Source organism: Bifidobacterium aemilianum, assembly GCF_003315635.1.
In the GTDB taxonomy this organism is placed as follows: domain Bacteria; phylum Actinomycetota; class Actinomycetes; order Actinomycetales; family Bifidobacteriaceae; genus Bifidobacterium; species Bifidobacterium aemilianum.
Genome location: NZ_PDCG01000001.1, coordinates 282,007 through 297,983, shown reverse-complemented (window position 1 = coordinate 297,983; position 15,977 = coordinate 282,007). Strand labels below are relative to the sequence as shown.

General features: G+C 62.8%; 12 protein-coding genes. 8 read left to right on the top strand and 4 right to left on the bottom strand.

What is annotated here, in order from left to right:
* Positions 1-339 precede the first annotated feature (339 nt).
* Together CRD60_RS01300 and CRD60_RS01295 are read right to left on the bottom strand one after the other, a co-directional pair.
* Positions 340-861 carry an NUDIX hydrolase gene (locus tag CRD60_RS01300; protein WP_113859500.1) on the bottom strand — a complete coding sequence of 174 codons (522 nt, stop codon included), beginning with the start codon at positions 859-861 and terminating at the stop codon, positions 340-342.
* Positions 862-983: 122 nt separating this feature from the next.
* Positions 984-2,582, bottom strand: a complete 1,599-nt coding sequence (locus CRD60_RS01295) for an aminopeptidase P family protein (protein ID WP_113859499.1) — start codon at positions 2,580-2,582, stop codon at positions 984-986.
* Positions 2,583-2,938: 356 nt separating this feature from the next.
* Here CRD60_RS01295 and CRD60_RS01290 point away from each other — a divergent pair, with 356 nt between their 5' ends.
* Complete coding sequence (locus CRD60_RS01290) at positions 2,939-4,396, top strand: bifunctional folylpolyglutamate synthase/dihydrofolate synthase (protein ID WP_113859498.1); 1,458 nt, start codon at positions 2,939-2,941, stop codon at positions 4,394-4,396.
* 264 nt (positions 4,397-4,660) lie between these two features.
* Positions 4,661-8,410 carry an AAA family ATPase gene (locus CRD60_RS01285; RefSeq protein ID WP_113859497.1) on the top strand — a complete coding sequence of 1,250 codons (3,750 nt, stop codon included), beginning with the start codon at positions 4,661-4,663 and terminating at the stop codon, positions 8,408-8,410.
* A 74-nt stretch (positions 8,411-8,484) separates the two neighbouring features.
* Here the strand turns inward: CRD60_RS01285 and CRD60_RS01280 are convergent, their stop codons facing one another.
* Both CRD60_RS01280 and CRD60_RS01275 read right to left on the bottom strand, forming a co-directional pair.
* Positions 8,485-10,092 carry a Mur ligase family protein gene (locus CRD60_RS01280; protein WP_113859651.1) on the bottom strand — a complete coding sequence of 536 codons (1,608 nt, stop codon included), beginning with the start codon at positions 10,090-10,092 and terminating at the stop codon, positions 8,485-8,487.
* Between the two features lie 229 nt (positions 10,093-10,321).
* Positions 10,322-11,038: an exonuclease domain-containing protein gene (locus CRD60_RS01275; RefSeq protein ID WP_236630757.1), complete on the bottom strand. Its 717-nt coding sequence runs from the start codon at positions 11,036-11,038 to the stop codon at positions 10,322-10,324.
* A 218-nt stretch (positions 11,039-11,256) separates the two neighbouring features.
* Between CRD60_RS01275 and CRD60_RS01270 the strand changes: the two genes are divergently transcribed.
* From CRD60_RS01270 to CRD60_RS01245, 6 genes are all read left to right on the top strand, one after another.
* Positions 11,257-12,054 carry a sigma-70 family RNA polymerase sigma factor gene (locus tag CRD60_RS01270; RefSeq protein WP_330848971.1) on the top strand — a complete coding sequence of 266 codons (798 nt, stop codon included), beginning with the start codon at positions 11,257-11,259 and terminating at the stop codon, positions 12,052-12,054.
* A 45-nt stretch (positions 12,055-12,099) separates the two neighbouring features.
* Positions 12,100-12,417, top strand: a complete 318-nt coding sequence (locus CRD60_RS01265; RefSeq protein WP_113859496.1) for a hypothetical protein — start codon at positions 12,100-12,102, stop codon at positions 12,415-12,417.
* A gap of 301 nt (positions 12,418-12,718) precedes the next feature.
* Entirely contained in the window at positions 12,719-13,024 is a 306-nt protein-coding gene (locus tag CRD60_RS01260) for a YhbY family RNA-binding protein (RefSeq protein ID WP_113859649.1), read from the top strand.
* 115 nt (positions 13,025-13,139) lie between these two features.
* Positions 13,140-14,144, top strand: a complete 1,005-nt coding sequence (locus CRD60_RS01255; protein ID WP_113859495.1) for a zinc-binding dehydrogenase — start codon at positions 13,140-13,142, stop codon at positions 14,142-14,144.
* A 109-nt stretch (positions 14,145-14,253) separates the two neighbouring features.
* Entirely contained in the window at positions 14,254-14,664 is a 411-nt protein-coding gene (locus CRD60_RS01250; protein ID WP_113859494.1) for a Fur family transcriptional regulator, read from the top strand.
* A gap of 249 nt (positions 14,665-14,913) precedes the next feature.
* Complete coding sequence (locus CRD60_RS01245) at positions 14,914-15,861, top strand: metal ABC transporter solute-binding protein, Zn/Mn family (protein WP_236630756.1); 948 nt, start codon at positions 14,914-14,916, stop codon at positions 15,859-15,861.
* The last annotated feature ends 116 nt before the right edge of the window (positions 15,862-15,977 follow it).

Genomic DNA, 15,977 nt, shown 5'->3' with positions numbered 1-15,977 from the left:
CAATTTGAAGTTTATCATCCCTGTGCCGGTTTTTAATAATCCAATGCTTTTCATATAGCTTGCGGCTGAACAGTTTTGCGGCAAGGCCTGCTCGATCATTTGTCATCTAATAAATAAAGATAGCAGTACATGAGTCTATTGATGCTTGCTCTGTTTAATACAATCGTACGCGGACATAATTTTGATGTATTGCGTATCACGAAGGTCGGTGTGCCCTGAAAAGTTGACGAGTTGCTGTTTAAGTTCTTATTGCCAGCAGTCTCAGTTCTACGAGTACCTAAAGAATCTGTTCGTGGCTTAGGGGAAGGTGAGATGGTGCTCATAGTTATGTTCTGGTGGCTAGTGGAGTTGGCCTTGGCTTATGAAGAAGGTGTGGGGGTGGCCGGTGGCCTTGTCGGCTAGGTAGTGGTTGAAGAGTGTGATGCGCTCGGAGGTGCTGGCGGCCAGGGGCTGGGGGAGGTCGGCCGGGTCGAACCAACCGACCTCCAGGTTCTCGCCGTCAACGGGTTTGGGCTCCCGGGGCGAGTCGGGCAGCAGTCGGCAGAGGAAGGAATGGTCCATGTACTGGGCCTGGTCCCCATTGGCGTAGGTGAGCATGCGGTCGTCGGATATGACCGAGACCAGGTCGGTCACTTCGGCCTCGATGCCTGTCTCCGCGGCGATTTCGCGCACCAGCGTGTCAGCGGGCTGCTCGCCGGGCTCGTTGATTCCGTAGACCAGGGCCCATTCACCAGTGTCGGAACGCCGCCCCAGGAGTAGGCGCTCATGGTCATCGAGAGCATAGCCGGTCACTCCCGTCAGCCAGAGTGGGTCGTGGCCAACTTTCTGCCGTAGGTCGAGAATGAAGCTTGGAGTGGTCATGTTCTTCCTTGAAACCGCCGGGTGAGGCTCTTGTGGTTTGGGTACCAAGCCCCAGTCACCGCCAGGGCCGCTGGAATGATGGCGGTGACTGGGGCAGTTGCCGAGGCTTGGGTTTGGTGCTGTCAGGAGGTGGGATGGCTGGCCCGGTCGGCCATCCAGGCCTCAACGTCTTCGATCTGCTTGGGGATGTCCTTGGAGATCCATTCGGGGCCGGACTCGGTCATGAGCACGTCGTCCTCGATGCGGATGCCGATGCCGCGCATCTCCGGAGGCAGGAGCAAGTCGTTCTTGGCGAAGTAGAGACCGGGTTCGATGGTGAAGATCATCCCGGGGCGAATCTGGGCGCCCTGGTAGGACTCATAACGGGCCTGGGCGCAGTCGTGCACGTCCAAACCAAGGTGATGGGCCACGCCGCAGGCCAGCCACCGCCGGTGCTGCTGCCCCTCGGGAGACAGGGAGGTCTCCACGTCGACCGGCAGAATGCCCCACTCGTGCAGGCGTTCCGCGATGACCCTCATGCAGGCGTGGTGGATGTCCGAGTAGGTGGCCCCGGGCTGTGCCGCCTCGAAGCCGGCCTGCTGGGAGTCCAGGACCGCCTGGTAGAGCTTGCGCTGCAGGGGCGTGAACTTGCCGCCGACGGGGAAGGTGCGGGTGATGTCGGCCGTATAGAGGCTGTCTACCTCCACGCCAGCGTCGACCAGGAGCATATCTCCCTGGCGGACCACGCCCGTGTTGCGCATCCAGTGCAGGATCGGCGCGTGCTCACCCGAGGCCACGATGGTGTCATAGCCGACCTCGTTACCCTCCTCGCGGGCCACGGAGTTGAAGGCCCCCTCAAGCATCCGTTCGGACCGGGGCCTATCCATGGCCTGGGGCAGGCGGCTGAGCAGCCGGTCGAAGCCATCCTTGGTGGCGGCAACGGCCTTGCGCATCTCCTGCACCTCAAAGGTGTCCTTGACCATGCGGGCCTCGGAGGTGAACTCATGCAGTTTGTCGTCAGCCGCGTTGTTCTTGGCTGGGTCAGGGAAGCCATTGGCCTTGCGGGTCTCCTCGACCAGGGTGGTCACCTGGCTGTCGGCATCGCTGATGACCCGAAGACGGACGGAACCGGCCTGGGCGCCCACATCCTTACCCAGGGCGTCGGCAAGCTGGGCGAGGTCGTGGGTCTCGATACCGGTCATGGCCGCCAACTCGCGAAGGCCTGCCCGGGGGCCGACCCAGTACTCACCGTAATGCGGGTCACGGTAGTAGTCCTCGGTGGAGTTGTCGGCGCGAGGGGCCACGAAAAGCTGTGCCGTATGGGTCTGCCCGGCCTTGGCCTCGGTGCTCTGCGGATCTAGGGGGTCCAGGACCAGCACGGCGCCGGCCTCATAATCCTGCCCCAGACCGGTGTAGTAGGAGAAGGCCGAGTCAGGTCGGAAGGCATAGTCGCAGTCGTTGTTGCGCACCTTGGGCTGGCCCGCCGGAATGACCAGGCGCTCGCCGGGGAAGGCGCGACCCAAGGTCTTGAGGCGGGCAGGAATGTACTTGCTGGATTCCAAAGGTTCGATGGTCGGTTCCTGGTTGTCCCAGCCGGTGGTCATGAACTCCTTGAAATCATGGCTGTTGGGGCGCAGGGAACGGTTGTTGACCCGTTCCGTTATGGGCTGGTTGGCCCCCGGTGCCTTGGCGGCCTCCTGGCGTTCATATTCCCTGTCCTTGTCGGTCACTACCTGACTCATGGCACCTCACCCGTCTGCTACTCGCTGGTTTGCTTACTCTTTCCTGCCATCATAGTCAGCGGCCGGCCCGGGTTCGCTGTTCAACGCTGACGCCCTGTGGGATTTGTCTCCGCAGCTGGCACCGGACCTTCTGGACAGCATCCACGAACGGGCTCACCCTAAGTCGATATAGGGAAAGTCCACGCCAGTCTTTTCATGGGTTGTGAGCGAGTAAGCGGCTTTGTGGTGAGTCGGTATGCGGGGGTGGGGTGGGACTACCGGAGCGGGGCTCACTCGGCTGTGCGACGAATGGAGTGCTTCTGTTGGCTCCCTCTCATAGAATGTGAGCAGTCAGTATGCCGAGGAACAGGGGTCACATGTCATTTGAGCATCCGAACGAAGCAGGGCAGGACATCCGGCTGGTCGAGCGCGATATCATGAGTCGACCGTCCGAGCACAACAAGACCAACCTGGACTTGGACCGGATGAATCTGATCCTGGACCTCCTGGGCCATCCCGAGGAGAGCTTCCGGGTCATCCACATCACCGGCACCAATGGCAAGGGCTCCACCGCCCGCATGGCCGAAGCCATCTGCCGGGCCTACGGCATGAGGACTGGCCTTTACACCTCGCCCCACCTGGAGAAGGTCAATGAGCGGATCGCCATCGACGGCCAGCAGCTGAACGACGACGACTTTGTGGATGCCTGGGAGCAAATCAGGGACTTCGTGGACCTGGTCGATGCCAGGATGGACCAGGAGGGCCACCCCAAGATGAGCTTCTTCGAGGTCCTGACCGCCATGGCCATCTGGAAGTTCGCCGATGCGCCGGTCGATGTGGCCATCGTTGAGGTCGGCTTGGGCGGACTTTGGGATGCCACCAATGTGCTTGATGCCGACGCGGCCATCATCGGCCCGGTCGACATGGACCATATGGAATGGCTGGGCGACACCGTCGAACAGATAGCCACCGAGAAGGCAGGCATCATCAAGCCCGGCTCCACCGCCATCATCGGCCCCCAGCCCCATGGCGAGGAGGTCATGCCCATTCTGGAGGTAGCCGCTGCCAAGGCCCAGGCCCCCATGATTCGTGACGGCCAGGAGATGGAGATTGTCAGCCGCATGCCGGCCGTCGGCGGACAGCTGGCCACCCTGCGCACCCCCAACGGCACCTACGAGGACGTGCCCATCGCCAAGTTCGGCCTTCACCAGGCCCATAACGCGCTCGCGGCCCTGGCTGCGGCCGAGACCGTCATGCCGGTCAACGGTGTGCTGGATGGCGATCTGGTGGGCGAGGCCCTCGGCGGTGTCAGAATCCCAGGCCGCATCGAGCAGATCCGTACCTCACCCACCATCATCCTTGATGGCGGCCACAACCTCAATGCCGCCGAATCCCTGCGCGAGGCCCTGGAGGAGAACTACGGCTTCAGCCAGCTGGTCGGTGTGGTCTCCATGATGAAGGACAAGCAGGTGGAGGAGTACCTGGGGGAGCTGGAGCCCATCCTCAGCCAGATTGTGGTGACCGAGAATTCCTGGCGGGAGCGGGTCATGCCTGCCCAGGAGCTGGAGGCGATCGCCAAGGACGTCTTCGGTCCCGACCGGGTGACCCGGGTGGATGCCCTCCCTGACGCCATACAGGCCGCCGTGAACATGGTCGATGCCGATGACGACCTGGGTGTGGGCTACGGCCATGGTGTCCTGATCTGCGGCTCCTTCGTGACGGCCGGTGATGCCCGGGCCATGTTGGCCGAGCATGTCGACCCTGACCTGAAGAAGACCAAGGCCCAGCGGGTCGCCGGCACTGAGTCTGCGGGGGAGACCAAGGGCGAAGCATAGGGACAGACCAGGGGCGGAAGACTGGGCCTGAATCCGGCTCGACCGTAAGTGGACTGTCGGCGGATGACGTCATCGAGACCTCGCTGGCGGTCTAAGAAGGATGACGAGGAGTGTTGCTTCCCCAGTTGGCACCCGAACAGGATGACTGTGAGGATTATCAGCTCGACCGATAGAATGGTCGGGTATGCCGGTTGATGGGTGACAGTGCCTGCCTGCTTGCCTGTTACCGGGAGTGAACGGACTGTCCGAAGGAATCGAAGCCGCATGTATCTGAAAGAACTGACCCTCCGGGGTTTCAAATCCTTCGCCTCGGCCACCACACTGCGCTTCGAGCCCGGCATCACCGCCGTGGTGGGTCCCAACGGCTCCGGCAAGTCCAATATCGTCGACGCCCTGACCTGGGTCATGGGTGAGCAGGGAGCCAAGAACCTGCGTGGCACCTCCATGGAGGACGTGATCTTTGCCGGCACCTCCAGCCGGCCGCCCCTGGGCCGGGCCCAGGTCACCCTGACCATCGACAACTCCGACCATACCCTGGACATCGACTACAGCGAAGTCACCATCTCACGCACCATCTTCCGCAACGGGGGTTCTGAGTATGCCATCAACGGCAGCCAATGCCGGCTGCTGGACATACAGGAGCTCCTGTCCGACACCGGCCTGGGCCAACAGATGCACGTGATTGTGGGCCAGGGTAGGCTTGACGCCATTCTGCGGGCCGACTCCAGCGGCCACAGGGCCTTCATCGAGGAGGCCGCCGGCATCCTCAAACACCGCAAGCGCAAGGAGCGGGCCCAGCGCAAGCTCGCCAACACGGAGGCCAACCTTTCCCGCCTGGACGACCTCCTGGGCGAGATCCACCGGCAGCTGGGCCCCCTGGGCCGTCAGGCCCGCATCTCCCGCAAGGCCGAGAACATTCAGGTGGCCCTGCGCGACGCCCAGTCCCGCATCTACGCCGAGGATGCCAGCAAGTCCCTCAAGCAGCGCGAGGAGACCCGGCGGGAACTGACCCAGGTCCGGGGGCAACTCATGGAGCTGCAGAAGGAGCTCTCCCAGGTCAAGGTTCGCATCAACCAGGTGGAGGGCCTAAGCTCGGCATCCAGCCCGGCCATGAGCAAGATCAACCAGACCTGGCATGACCTTTCCCGGATTCAGGAACGGCTCAACTCCTTGTCTTCCTTGGCCAAGGAGCGGGCCGGATCCCTGCGGGGGCAGATGGTCGAGAACTTCGGCGAGGACCCGGATATGCTGGAGCAGCGGGCCCAGGAGTTGGATGGCCAGGCCAGGGAGCAGCAGACCCTGGTCTCCCAGGCCAGACTTGAGCTCGACAAGGCCGTTGAGGAGCGTGCCAGCCGCGAGAAGCAGCTGGCTTCGGTGCGACAGACCCTGACCGAGCTACGGACCAGCGAGCAGGAGCGTGATGCCCAGATAGCCAATCTCCGCGAGCTGGTGGCCCGTGAGGAGTCCGCTGTGCAGCTGGCCACGAGCCGGTCCGGGGACTTTGCCAATCAGCGCAAGGGGCTGGAAGGTCAGCGCGACCAGGCCCGGGCCCAGTTGGAGACCTTGGATGGCCAGGTGCAAGACTTGGCTGACGATGACGGCAAGGCCCTGGACCAGGCCCGCCAGGCCCTGCAGGAGGCGCAGGAGGACTTGAACCAGGCCCAGGACCAGCAGCGCAAGGCCGATGCCCAGCGCATCTCCCTCAAGGCCAAGGCCGACGCCCTGACCGACACCCTGGAGAGCCGCAATGCCTCCGGTGCCTTGGAGCGGGACGGGCAGGTCGGGGCTATGGGTCGCTTGACCGACTTCATCCATGTGCAGGAGGGCTGGGAGGAGGCCGTGGCCCATGCCCTGGACGCCTTCGCCTCGGCCATGGTCGTGCCCGACACCGATGCCATGCTGCATGCGCTGGAACGCGCCGCCAGCGACAAGTTGGGCAAGGCAGTGCTCCTCCATCCCTGGATGGCCGGGCAGGAGCCCTCGCAGGAGAAGGATTTCCGGGACCCTTGCGCCGCAGCCCTCCTGTCGGTCAATCCCGCCGCCGAGGACCAGCCCCTGGCCCAGGAAGTGGTCCAGGCCGTCCAGGCCCTGCTTGCCGACACCTTCGCGGCCCGTGACCGCAAGGAAGCCCTGGAGGCCATAGGTCAGAAGCCCTGGAAGCTGGCCGTTACCCTCCAGGGTGAAATCATCAACCCGGTGGGGGCCATCGGCGGCTCCTCCCTGTCACAGAGCGACCTGTCCCTGGCTGCCAGGCGAGACAAGGCCCTGCAGGAGATCAGGGGGCTTGATGAGGAGATGGCCAAGCTGGACCAGGCCATCAGCCAGGCCCAGTCCGCCCGGGACCAGGCCAGGGCCACGGTGGATCAGGAGGCCCAGAAGCGCACCGAGGCCAGGGTCAAGGCCCAGCAGGCCCAGCAGTCGCTCGCATCGGCCCGTCAGCGTCTGGATGCTGTGGAAGACCAACTTAAGGCCCTGGATGCCAAGATCGAGCAGGTCCAGGATGAAGGCCAGTCCCACGCCATCAAGCTCAAGGACCTGCAGACGGCCCTGGCCCAAGCCCAGGAGTCGACGGCCGACCATGCCGACTTCTCCGACCTGACCGAACGTGAACATGGGCTGGAAGCTGGCCTCAGCCAGTCCAGGGAGCGGGAGGTCACGGCCAATATCGCCTGGAAGGACGCCAGCCGCAAGGCAGAATCCCTGGAACGGCAGGCAGGTCTCCTTCACGACCAGGCCAAGGAGGCTGTGGCCAGGCGGACCAGGCTTCAGGAACTGAACGAACGCAGGTCCACCCAGGCCCGGACGGTCGAGCAGATCGCCGCTGATGCCCTGGCTGTGGCCGCCCTGGTGGAAGCCAGCCTGGCGCAGGTGGTCAAGGAGCGTGAGGCCCTGCAGGCCGCCGCCTCCAGCCATGACCAGGAGTTGAGGACCCTGCGTGGCCAGCGAGACCAGTTGGAACCGAAGGTCCAGGCCCTGCAGACCCGTGAGCATGAGCTTGACGTCGACCGTGAGCGTCTGGCGGCCTCCTATGGTCAGCTGACCCAGAAGGTCTCCGACGACCTGGGCCTGAGCCTGGAGGAGTTGCTGGACCACTACGGGCCCGACCAGCCGGTTCCTGTGCTGGACGACCAGGGCAAGCCCATTCCCCTGGAGGGTGCCGAGTCCGCCCAGGCTGAGGCTGCGACTGAGACTGAGGGCTCTGCTTCAACCGGCGACGCTGAAGCTGAGCGGGCAAGCGAAGAGGACCAGAGCGTAGATGAATCCAGGCCGGGGGAGGAGACCGATGGCCGGCAGCCGGCGATCGCCTACCAAACGGTCCCCTACGACCGCCAGGAGCAGATCAAGCGCCTGAAGAAGGCCCAGCGTGACCTGGAGGCCCTGGGCAAGATCAACCCCCTGGCCACCGAGGAATACGACGCCCTCCAGTCCCGCAACCAATACCTCAACGACCAGCGCAAGGACGTGGCCAAGAGCCGCGATGACCTCATGCAGTTGATCCGGGACCTGGATTCCACCATGATTCAGGTCTTCAAATCGGCCTTCGATGACACGGCCGAGGCCTTCCAGACCGTCTTCGGCACCCTCTTCCCCGGAGGCACCGGCCGCCTGCGCCTGGAGAACCCGGACGATCTGCTGACCACCGGCGTACTGGTCGAGGCCAGCCCCGCCGGCAAACGGGTCAAGCAGCTGGGCCTGCTCTCCGGTGGCGAGCGCTCCCTGACCGCCCTGGCCCTGCTCTTCGCCATCTTCACGGCCCGCCCCAGCCCCTTCTATGTCATGGATGAGGTCGAGGCCGCGCTCGATGACCTGAACCTGACCAGGCTCATCAACGCCTTCAACCAGCTGCGGGAGCATGCCCAGCTCATCATCATCACCCACCAGCAGCGGACCATGAGCATCGCGGACGCCCTCTACGGCATCACCATGCGGGGGGACGGCGTCACCTCGGTGATCAGCCAAAAGCTGGAGTACCGGTCGGCCGAGGATGGGCAGCAGACTGAAGGTCAGCAGTAGCTGGCCCAGGCCTCCAGGTAGGCTACAGTAGCTGCGCCCTCGGGCACAGTGGTCTTGCGGCTGTGCCGGGCACGCTAGTCTCCCATGGCCTCCAACAACGCGGCCCGATCGCCCCGGTAGGCTTTCTTGCGGCCCTTGAGGACCATGTACTGGTCGCTGCCCTTGCCGATGGCCAGGATGACGTTGAGCCGGTCAGCGTGGGCCCGTGCCCCCTGAACTGCGGCCGCCAGGGCCGCCTCCCTGTCCAAGATGATCTGGCTGCTGGCCTTGGGGTCGGTCACGTAGGAGCGCATCTCCTCGGCTATGGCCTGGGGGTTCTCATCATTGGGGTCATCCATGGTGAAGATGAAGGATTCGACACGACCCAGGCCACCCTTGACGATGCCCTCGCGCCGGTCCAGGGCCTTGCCGCCGGTTGACCCGCAGACCATGGTGATACGGGGGTTGCGGTTGCCGTAGAGGGCCTCCACCTCATCGACCAGGGTCTTGGAGCTGAGATAGTTGTGGGCAAAGTCGATATAGACGACAATGCCGTCCTTGCTGATGAAATGCTCCATGCGCCCGGGGACCTGGACCTGGTCGACTGCATGAAGGCTGGGGTCGTCCGCTGGGATCCCGCAGGCCAGGGCCATGGCCTGGGCTCCAACCGCGTTGAGGATGTTGACATCGCCGTCCATGGAAAGGTGGAATGTCCCCAAGCGATGACCCGCCTTGAGGAGTTCGTAGCCTTGGGTCGGTTGCTCGCCGATCAGGGCTGTCAGATCCCCCGGCTGGCTTGTGGTCAGCGGGTCCTTTCCTCCCCGCCTGGCGGCGGCGAAGCGGCTGACGGCTATGCCGGCCCGGCGCGCATCCTCCTTAAGCAGGTCCTCATGGTCGCAGCCCGCCCCCAGCACCAGGGTCCTGCTGTTGGCTATGAGCCTGCGCTTACAGTAGAGGTAGTCCTCGAAGGTCGGGTGCTCGATGGGGCTGATATGGTCGGGGCTGATGTTGAGGAAGGCTCCGACATCGAAGGTCAGCCCGTAGACGCGGTTGACCTTGTATGCCTGGGAGGAGACCTCCATGACGAAATAGTCCATGCCCTGGTCGGCCGCCTGCCGCAGCATGGCAAACAGATCAAGGGACTCCGGCGTGGTCAGCTCGGCGTGCTGGTAGCTCCTGCCATCCAGGCAGATGCCGGCTGACGATGACATGGCCGCCCTGCCATGGGAATAGTCGTTCAGTATGGCGTGGAGTAGATAAGTGCTGGTGGTCTTGCCCTTGGTTCCGGTGATGCCCACGAGGGTCATCCGGCGCTCGGGGTGGCCATGAAACTCGGCAGCAAGCAGGCACATGGCCTGGTGGACGTCTGAGACGATTAGTCCGGCCGCTGTGGTCATGGCGGAATATTCGGTCTCGGCCACGTAGCAGGTCAGGCCTTTGGTGTCCAGTCCCTGCAGGTAGTGGGCCTTGAAGTTGCCTTTGACAAAGAGCATGGTCCCCGTCGTCACCTGCCGGCTGTCATAGCTGATGCTGGCGATCGGCAGGTCAAGTCCCTGGATACGGTCGGGGTTCAGGGTCCACAGATCTCCTTGGATGATCTCCCGCAGGAGACCGTGCTCCTGGAGGATGCGTGCCGCGTCGGCATAGGTGAGACCCTGGCGGTGTACGGGCCCTTTCTGTGTTGGGGCCTGCGGTGCTGTCATGGCCATGGTCCTATCCGATTCGTTGTGCCTGTGGTTCCCGGTAGCGCTCTGGGGGGGGGCAATGCCTTGACCGTCTGGAGTCTACCGTCTCTGCTCACGACTAATACTCCTGACCGCCGACGGGCAGACCTCGCCTTACAGCATAGCCAAGGCTAGACACCGGGGAGGGAATATGGTAATGGGTCCAGATCCCAACATTGCCCGGGCATCTCAAGGTTGGGCAGGCAGCTTAGAGCCAGGTGTCCGTCACCGGCCGCCGTCCTTTGGAGGACAGCCATTCGTTGAAGGATTCCTTCCAGGTCTCGAAGGCCGAACGCTGCCATTGCATCAGTTCATCCAAGCTGATCTTCCCCACCTGCGGGTAGAGGGTGCTCATGGGCTTGATCAGGTCTACTGCCGCCACGGTGTCGGCCCGGGCATCGTGGAAGTCCCCGTGCGGTTCCACTCCGTAGTACTGGGTGGTGTATTCCAGGGTCCTGCGGCCGGAACGCTTGGAGATGGCCCGGTCGATGACCAGGGGGTCGACCACCAACGGCTCGGCCAGCGGAGCCAGGCCCCAGCGTTTGAGGTCGGCCGACAGCATGTCGATATCGAAGCAGGCGTTATAGGCCAGGAGGGGTATGCGCTTGGTCTGGGCCGCGTCGATGATTCGAGCCACCTGGTCCACAGCCTCGGTCGGTTCCTCGCCATGCTGGGCCAGGAATTCGTCGGTGAAGCCGTTGACCTGGCTGGCCTTGGGGTTCATGGCGCAGTGGGGGTTGATGATCCACTCGCCGACCACGTCCCCCTGGTAGCCTGCCGCCGGGTCGCGCAGGACCAAGGAGGCGGAGACGATGGCATCCTTGCCTGCGCGTGTTCCCGTGGTTTCGGTGTCGAAACCAAGGAGCTGGGAGTCGCACAGGAGGGTGTCGCTGCCTTGCGCAGGGGCTTTGTCAATTGCTTGCATGAGTTGTTTGAACACAGGGGTCATACCTGACATGGTAGTGAGTGGTGTCTGTAAATTCGCTGGGTTATTCCTGTCGTTTTTCAGGGAATGGTCTGAAGACAATGGGTCTGTAGGTCTTCTCCCGACTTATCTCAGGCGGGTTACCGGCATGTCTGCCGTATATGAGACCGTCTGACATACTCTGGCTGACTTGGCCGACGACTAGTATGGAGGTCGTGATGACAACAGAGCAGACCGAGCATCTCGAGATCAAGGATGAGACCCTGGCTCAGAAGCGCAAGCGTTTTGAAGAGCTGGCCATGCCTGCAGTGAATGTGCTCTACCGTCAGGCCATGAAGCTGACCAACAACCCCGAGGATGCCCAGGATTTGGTCCAGGACACCTTTGAGCGTGGCTTCAAGGCCTTCGATTCCTTCCGTCCCGGCAGTAATTTCGAGGCCTGGATGGTCACCATTGAGCGCAACGCCTACTTCAACCAGTACGCTAAAGCCAAGCGCCGCCCCCGCAGGGCCAACGACTCCACCGGCGAATACGACGACTGGGACATATACTCAGCGGCTGAGCACTCCTCTGAGGGGCTGAGGTCAGCCGAGCAGGAGTATTTGGAGGCCTTTGCCCCCCAGGAGGTCATGGCCGCTCTGGCCAAGCTCAGCCCGGAACGCCGGCAGGTCTTCATCGACGCCGCCATTGATGGCAAGTCCTACCAGCAGGTCGCCGATGAGCAAGGCATCAAGATCGGTACGGTCATGAGTCGGCTCAACCGGGCACGTACCCAGTTGAAGGAGGAGCTTTCGGGTTTTGCCCGTGAGCGCGGTTATGGCAGGCCCAAGGACCTGGCAGGAACCGCCAGGGTTCCACCGGCTGGCAGTCACGAGGCCGGGTCTTTGCCTGATGGCGCAGAGGGTCAGGCAAAGCCATCTACCAGTAGTGACAAGACAGACACGCAGAAGAAGTATTCTCTGAGCGCGAACCCCGACAAGCACTCGGGTGTACATAATAGTGGGAAGCGTCAGTGAGTAAGGCTGAAGTGAGTGGGCGATCAATCAAGGAGGGTGACCAGTATGAGTGACACTGTGGAATACCATAGCCACATGTCTGTGACCAGTCATAGTTCGACCGGTGCGATGCATGCCGAAGTCCACCTGACCCATGTTCATACTCCCCAGGAGGAGTCGTCCATCGTTTCGCTGGGGGCCAACGAGGCAGCCGATGTGGCTGACCACTTTGACATAGAGATTTCCTGTGATGCCAAGGAGAGGGCCCTGATTGCCTCCCTGCGCCGCTACCTGCGCCCTCCCTCGGCTCCGCAGTGCCTCTTCACCAGGCTTTCCGCCACCTTGGACCAGTGCTGTCTCTACGATGCGGACGACGAGCAGTAGTCTGGTCCATGCCCTGCCCCAGACGGCACACCGGTCTGGGGAACACTGAGGCGGCTGGGCCTGCCGCCTAGTTCCCTGGGTACGGCCGGCAGATGGCGTGTTGATGGTTGCCTCATCTTATACTGTTGGGCTATACGGATTGGAATACAGCCCTTATTGCGGTGCGGCCGAATCATGCTGCTGTGACTTGTGAGGCTGACCAGCTGGGCATCGCCAGGGGAGAGCATGGTCCTTGCTGCCCCAAGGGCCGGCAGTGTGACGACTGGCAAGTGAGGGCGAGTCTGAAGGAAAGTGGATGGATATGGCATTGAGCAAGAAGCAGGTCAAGCAGTTGCGGGCACTGGCCAACGGAATCAACCCCATGCTGTGGATCGGCAAAAGCGGGGTGACTGAGGCCACCCTGGCCCAAGCTGCCGAGACCTTGGATGCCCACGAGCTCATCAAATGTGTGGTGCAGGACGGCAGCCCGGTGGATGCCCGTGAAGCCGGGGAGGAACTGGCAGGCAGGCTTGGCGCCGACCTGGTCCAGGTCATCGGCCACAGGTTCGTGCTCTACCGCCACAGCAGCAAGGACGGGGTCAAGCAGATTCAGCTGATACGCCAATAGCCTGTCACTCTGCCCCCCCCCTGGCCTGTCGTGACGGGAGCTAGCTGTTTGGGGTCCCCTGTGGTGTGGGCTGAAGCCTAAGATGAAGGAAGCCGCATCCTGGAAGGATCCATCTATGAAGTCGATATATGCCTGCGGGGTCAATGCCCAGGACCCCTTGTCCGTATTGGCTGTCGGCGAGCAGCCTGAACCCGCCAAACGGGAATTCTGGTCCACCTTGCGTGTCAAGGCCGCCAGTGTCAACCACCATGACCTGTGGAGTCTGGCCGGCGTTGGCCTGAGCCAGGAGGCCACCCCTATGATTCTGGGCACCGATGCGGCCGGAACCCTCCTGGAGGATGTGGTCGGCTATGGCGGCCACACCCTGGGGGCAGGTAGTGCGGTGGTTCCCTATACGGTGGTCGGCGCGGACCTGGCCGGTCTTCCGGCGGGGGAAGGCCGCAGCATCCTCTCCGAGCACTACCCGGGTACGATGGCCGCCCTGACTTCGGTGCCCTCGGCTCATATCCTTCCCATGCCGGCCAATCTCAGCTATGCCGAGGCCTCAGTCCTGGGGACCAGCTGGCTGACGGCCTATTCCATGCTCTTCAGCGCGGCGGGTCTCAAACCCGGAGATAGCGTGCTCATCCAGGGTGCCGGTGGCGGCCTGTCGACAGCCGCCCTCCAACTGGGCCATGCCGCCGGCTTGGAGGTCTTCGTTTCCTCCCGGTCCAAGGCCAAGCGTGAGCGGGCAATGGGACTTGGCGCTTCCTCGAGCGTTGCCAGTGGTGCCAGGCTGCCCCATAAGGTTGATGCTGTCATCGAGTCGGTCGGTGCGGCCACCTGGTCCCATTCGGTCAAGGCGGTGCGCCCCGGCGGCACCATCGCCATCTGTGGGGCCACCAGCGGCGACCAGCCTGGAGCCGAGCTGACCCGCATCTTCTTCCAGGACATACGGGTGGTCGGCAACACCATGGGATCCATCGAGGACTTCGCCCGCCTGCTGCGCCTGGTTGAGCTGGCTGACATCCACCCGGTCATAGACGCGACCTACCCCTTTGAAGAGGCGTTCCAGGCCTTCTCACGGCTTGATTCCGGGGATGTCTTCGGCAAGGTTGTATTGACCTTCGGGCAGGAGTGATCCATTGGCTGGAACTTCGCCCAAGGGGCAGGGGCCTGTGTTGTTGGCCTGCCATCGGCTAGAGTGAAGGGCAGTTGCTGGTGCATGCAGTGGTGAAGGGTGGTTTGCGATGAGTGGTCAGACGGCGGGTGCCGGTTCGCTTGCCCGGCGAACCAGGCAGACCCGGCAGAAGGAAGCGATTCTTGAACAGCTTCAACGCTGCCCTGACTTCATGTCGGCCCATGACCTCCACCGTCTCCTGACCGAGGCTGATGCGCACATCGGCCTGGCCACGGTCTACCGGCAGCTGAATACCCTGGTCGAGGCCGGTCTGGTTGATACCGTTCGCCTCAATGACCAGCAGGTTTTCCGCCTGTGCAAGGACAACGCCCACCACCACCATCTCATCTGCCGTCATTGTGGCAAGACGGTCGAGATAGAGCCGCCAGAGCGCTGGGTGCAGGGCATAGCCCAGGAGCACGGGTTCATCGTAAGCTCCCACACCGTAGAGGTCTTTGGCCTGTGCCCTGATTGCCAATAGCTGCGGTGCACCCTGGTCGGAGTGATGAGGCAGGGGTAGTGTAGCTGAAGGCGGTAGTTCGGCGCGAAAGACTTGTCGGGTGGCTCAGTAATGCGCTGTGCCTGCCTTACTGGTCATCGCGGTCAGTCAAGACTCTGTGCTGTAGCAAGACTCTGTTATGATTATTGAGAACAAATATCGGTAAGCGAGTACCGGTATGTGACGGTGCCTGCGACCCTGCAACCGCCAGGCTGGTGTGAAAGAGTGACGATGCACATGGAGAAGCTGAAGCAGTTAGGTCAACCGGGCGGCTCCGCCTGCCGTAAGGGTCTGGGGGAGGGCCTGCGACGGGTAGCGGCTCTGCTGCTGGCTCTGGGGCTTTCTGTTGGACTGGCGGCCTGCGGCGACCCTGTAGGGCAGAGGGCCGGCAAGCTCAAGGTGGTGTCCAGTGTCAATCAGTGGTCATCCCTGGCCCGGGACCTGGGTGCTGATCGGGTGGAGGTGACCAGCATCGTGGGCAGGGTCAGTGTCGATGCCCACGACTATGAGCCCACCACCCAGGATATGGCCAAGATCTCCCAGGCCGATGTCCTCATCGTCAACGGTGCGGGTTATGACTCCTGGGCATCCAAGAGCGTGGATTCCTCCAAGACCAAGCTGGTCGACCTGGCACAGGTCAGCGGCATCAAGGAGGGTGCCAACCCCCACCTCTGGTTCTCGGCCCACGCCCGCAAGCAGGCGGCCCAGGCCATCAGCAAGGCTTACGAGTCTGCTGATGCGGCAGGCAAGGAGACCTTTGCCCAGGGGCTGAAGTCCTGGCAGGCCAAGGAGCAGAAGCTGGAAGACCGTATTGCGCGCACCAGAAGCAGGACCAATGCCCTGACCTACGCCGCCACCGAGTCCGTGGCAGATTATCTGGCTGAGGATCTGGGGATGAAGGACCTGACCCCGCGCGGCTACCGGCAGGCTGCCGCCAACGAGAGCGAGCCCACCCCCAATGACATCAAGGATTTCCAAGGGCTTGTGGGGCAAGGCAAGGTAGCCGTGCTGGTGGTCAACACCCAGGAGACCAACTCCATGACTGAGCAGATCATCGTCAGTGCCAAGGTGGGCCAGGTTCCTCAGGTGGATCTCAGTGAGCAGATGCCTGTTGGCTACCAGGACCTGTTGGCATGGATCGGCGACCTCCAGGAGGACTTCGCCAAGGCCCTCAAGTAGGGGACCTGACCGGCTTCTGGCCCGGTCCTCGCTTGTGTTGGCGGGGGCTGCTGGTCCTTGCAAGGCCGCACAGGAGTTATCCCATAGGCATAGTGGACAAACGCAGGGGCCTCACC

Excerpts from the sequence above, each read along its gene's own strand:
- CRD60_RS01255 (WP_113859495.1), top strand. The coding sequence starts at position 13,140 with ATGAAGTCGATATATGCCTGCGGGGTCAATGCCCAGGACCCCTTGTCC.
- CRD60_RS01280 (WP_113859651.1), bottom strand. The coding sequence starts at position 10,092 with ATGACAGCACCGCAGGCCCCAACACAGAAAGGGCCCGTACACCGCCAG.
- CRD60_RS01295 (WP_113859499.1), bottom strand. The coding sequence starts at position 2,582 with ATGAGTCAGGTAGTGACCGACAAGGACAGGGAATATGAACGCCAGGAG.
- CRD60_RS01285 (WP_113859497.1), top strand. The coding sequence starts at position 4,661 with ATGTATCTGAAAGAACTGACCCTCCGGGGTTTCAAATCCTTCGCCTCG.
- CRD60_RS01265 (WP_113859496.1), top strand. The coding sequence starts at position 12,100 with ATGAGTGACACTGTGGAATACCATAGCCACATGTCTGTGACCAGTCAT.
- CRD60_RS01275 (WP_236630757.1), bottom strand. The coding sequence starts at position 11,038 with ATGCAAGCAATTGACAAAGCCCCTGCGCAAGGCAGCGACACCCTCCTG.
- CRD60_RS01260 (WP_113859649.1), top strand. The coding sequence starts at position 12,719 with ATGGCATTGAGCAAGAAGCAGGTCAAGCAGTTGCGGGCACTGGCCAAC.
- CRD60_RS01300 (WP_113859500.1), bottom strand. The coding sequence starts at position 861 with ATGACCACTCCAAGCTTCATTCTCGACCTACGGCAGAAAGTTGGCCAC.
- CRD60_RS01250 (WP_113859494.1), top strand. The coding sequence starts at position 14,254 with ATGAGTGGTCAGACGGCGGGTGCCGGTTCGCTTGCCCGGCGAACCAGG.
- CRD60_RS01290 (WP_113859498.1), top strand. The coding sequence starts at position 2,939 with ATGTCATTTGAGCATCCGAACGAAGCAGGGCAGGACATCCGGCTGGTC.
- CRD60_RS01270 (WP_330848971.1), top strand. The coding sequence starts at position 11,257 with ATGACAACAGAGCAGACCGAGCATCTCGAGATCAAGGATGAGACCCTG.
- CRD60_RS01245 (WP_236630756.1), top strand. The coding sequence starts at position 14,914 with ATGCACATGGAGAAGCTGAAGCAGTTAGGTCAACCGGGCGGCTCCGCC.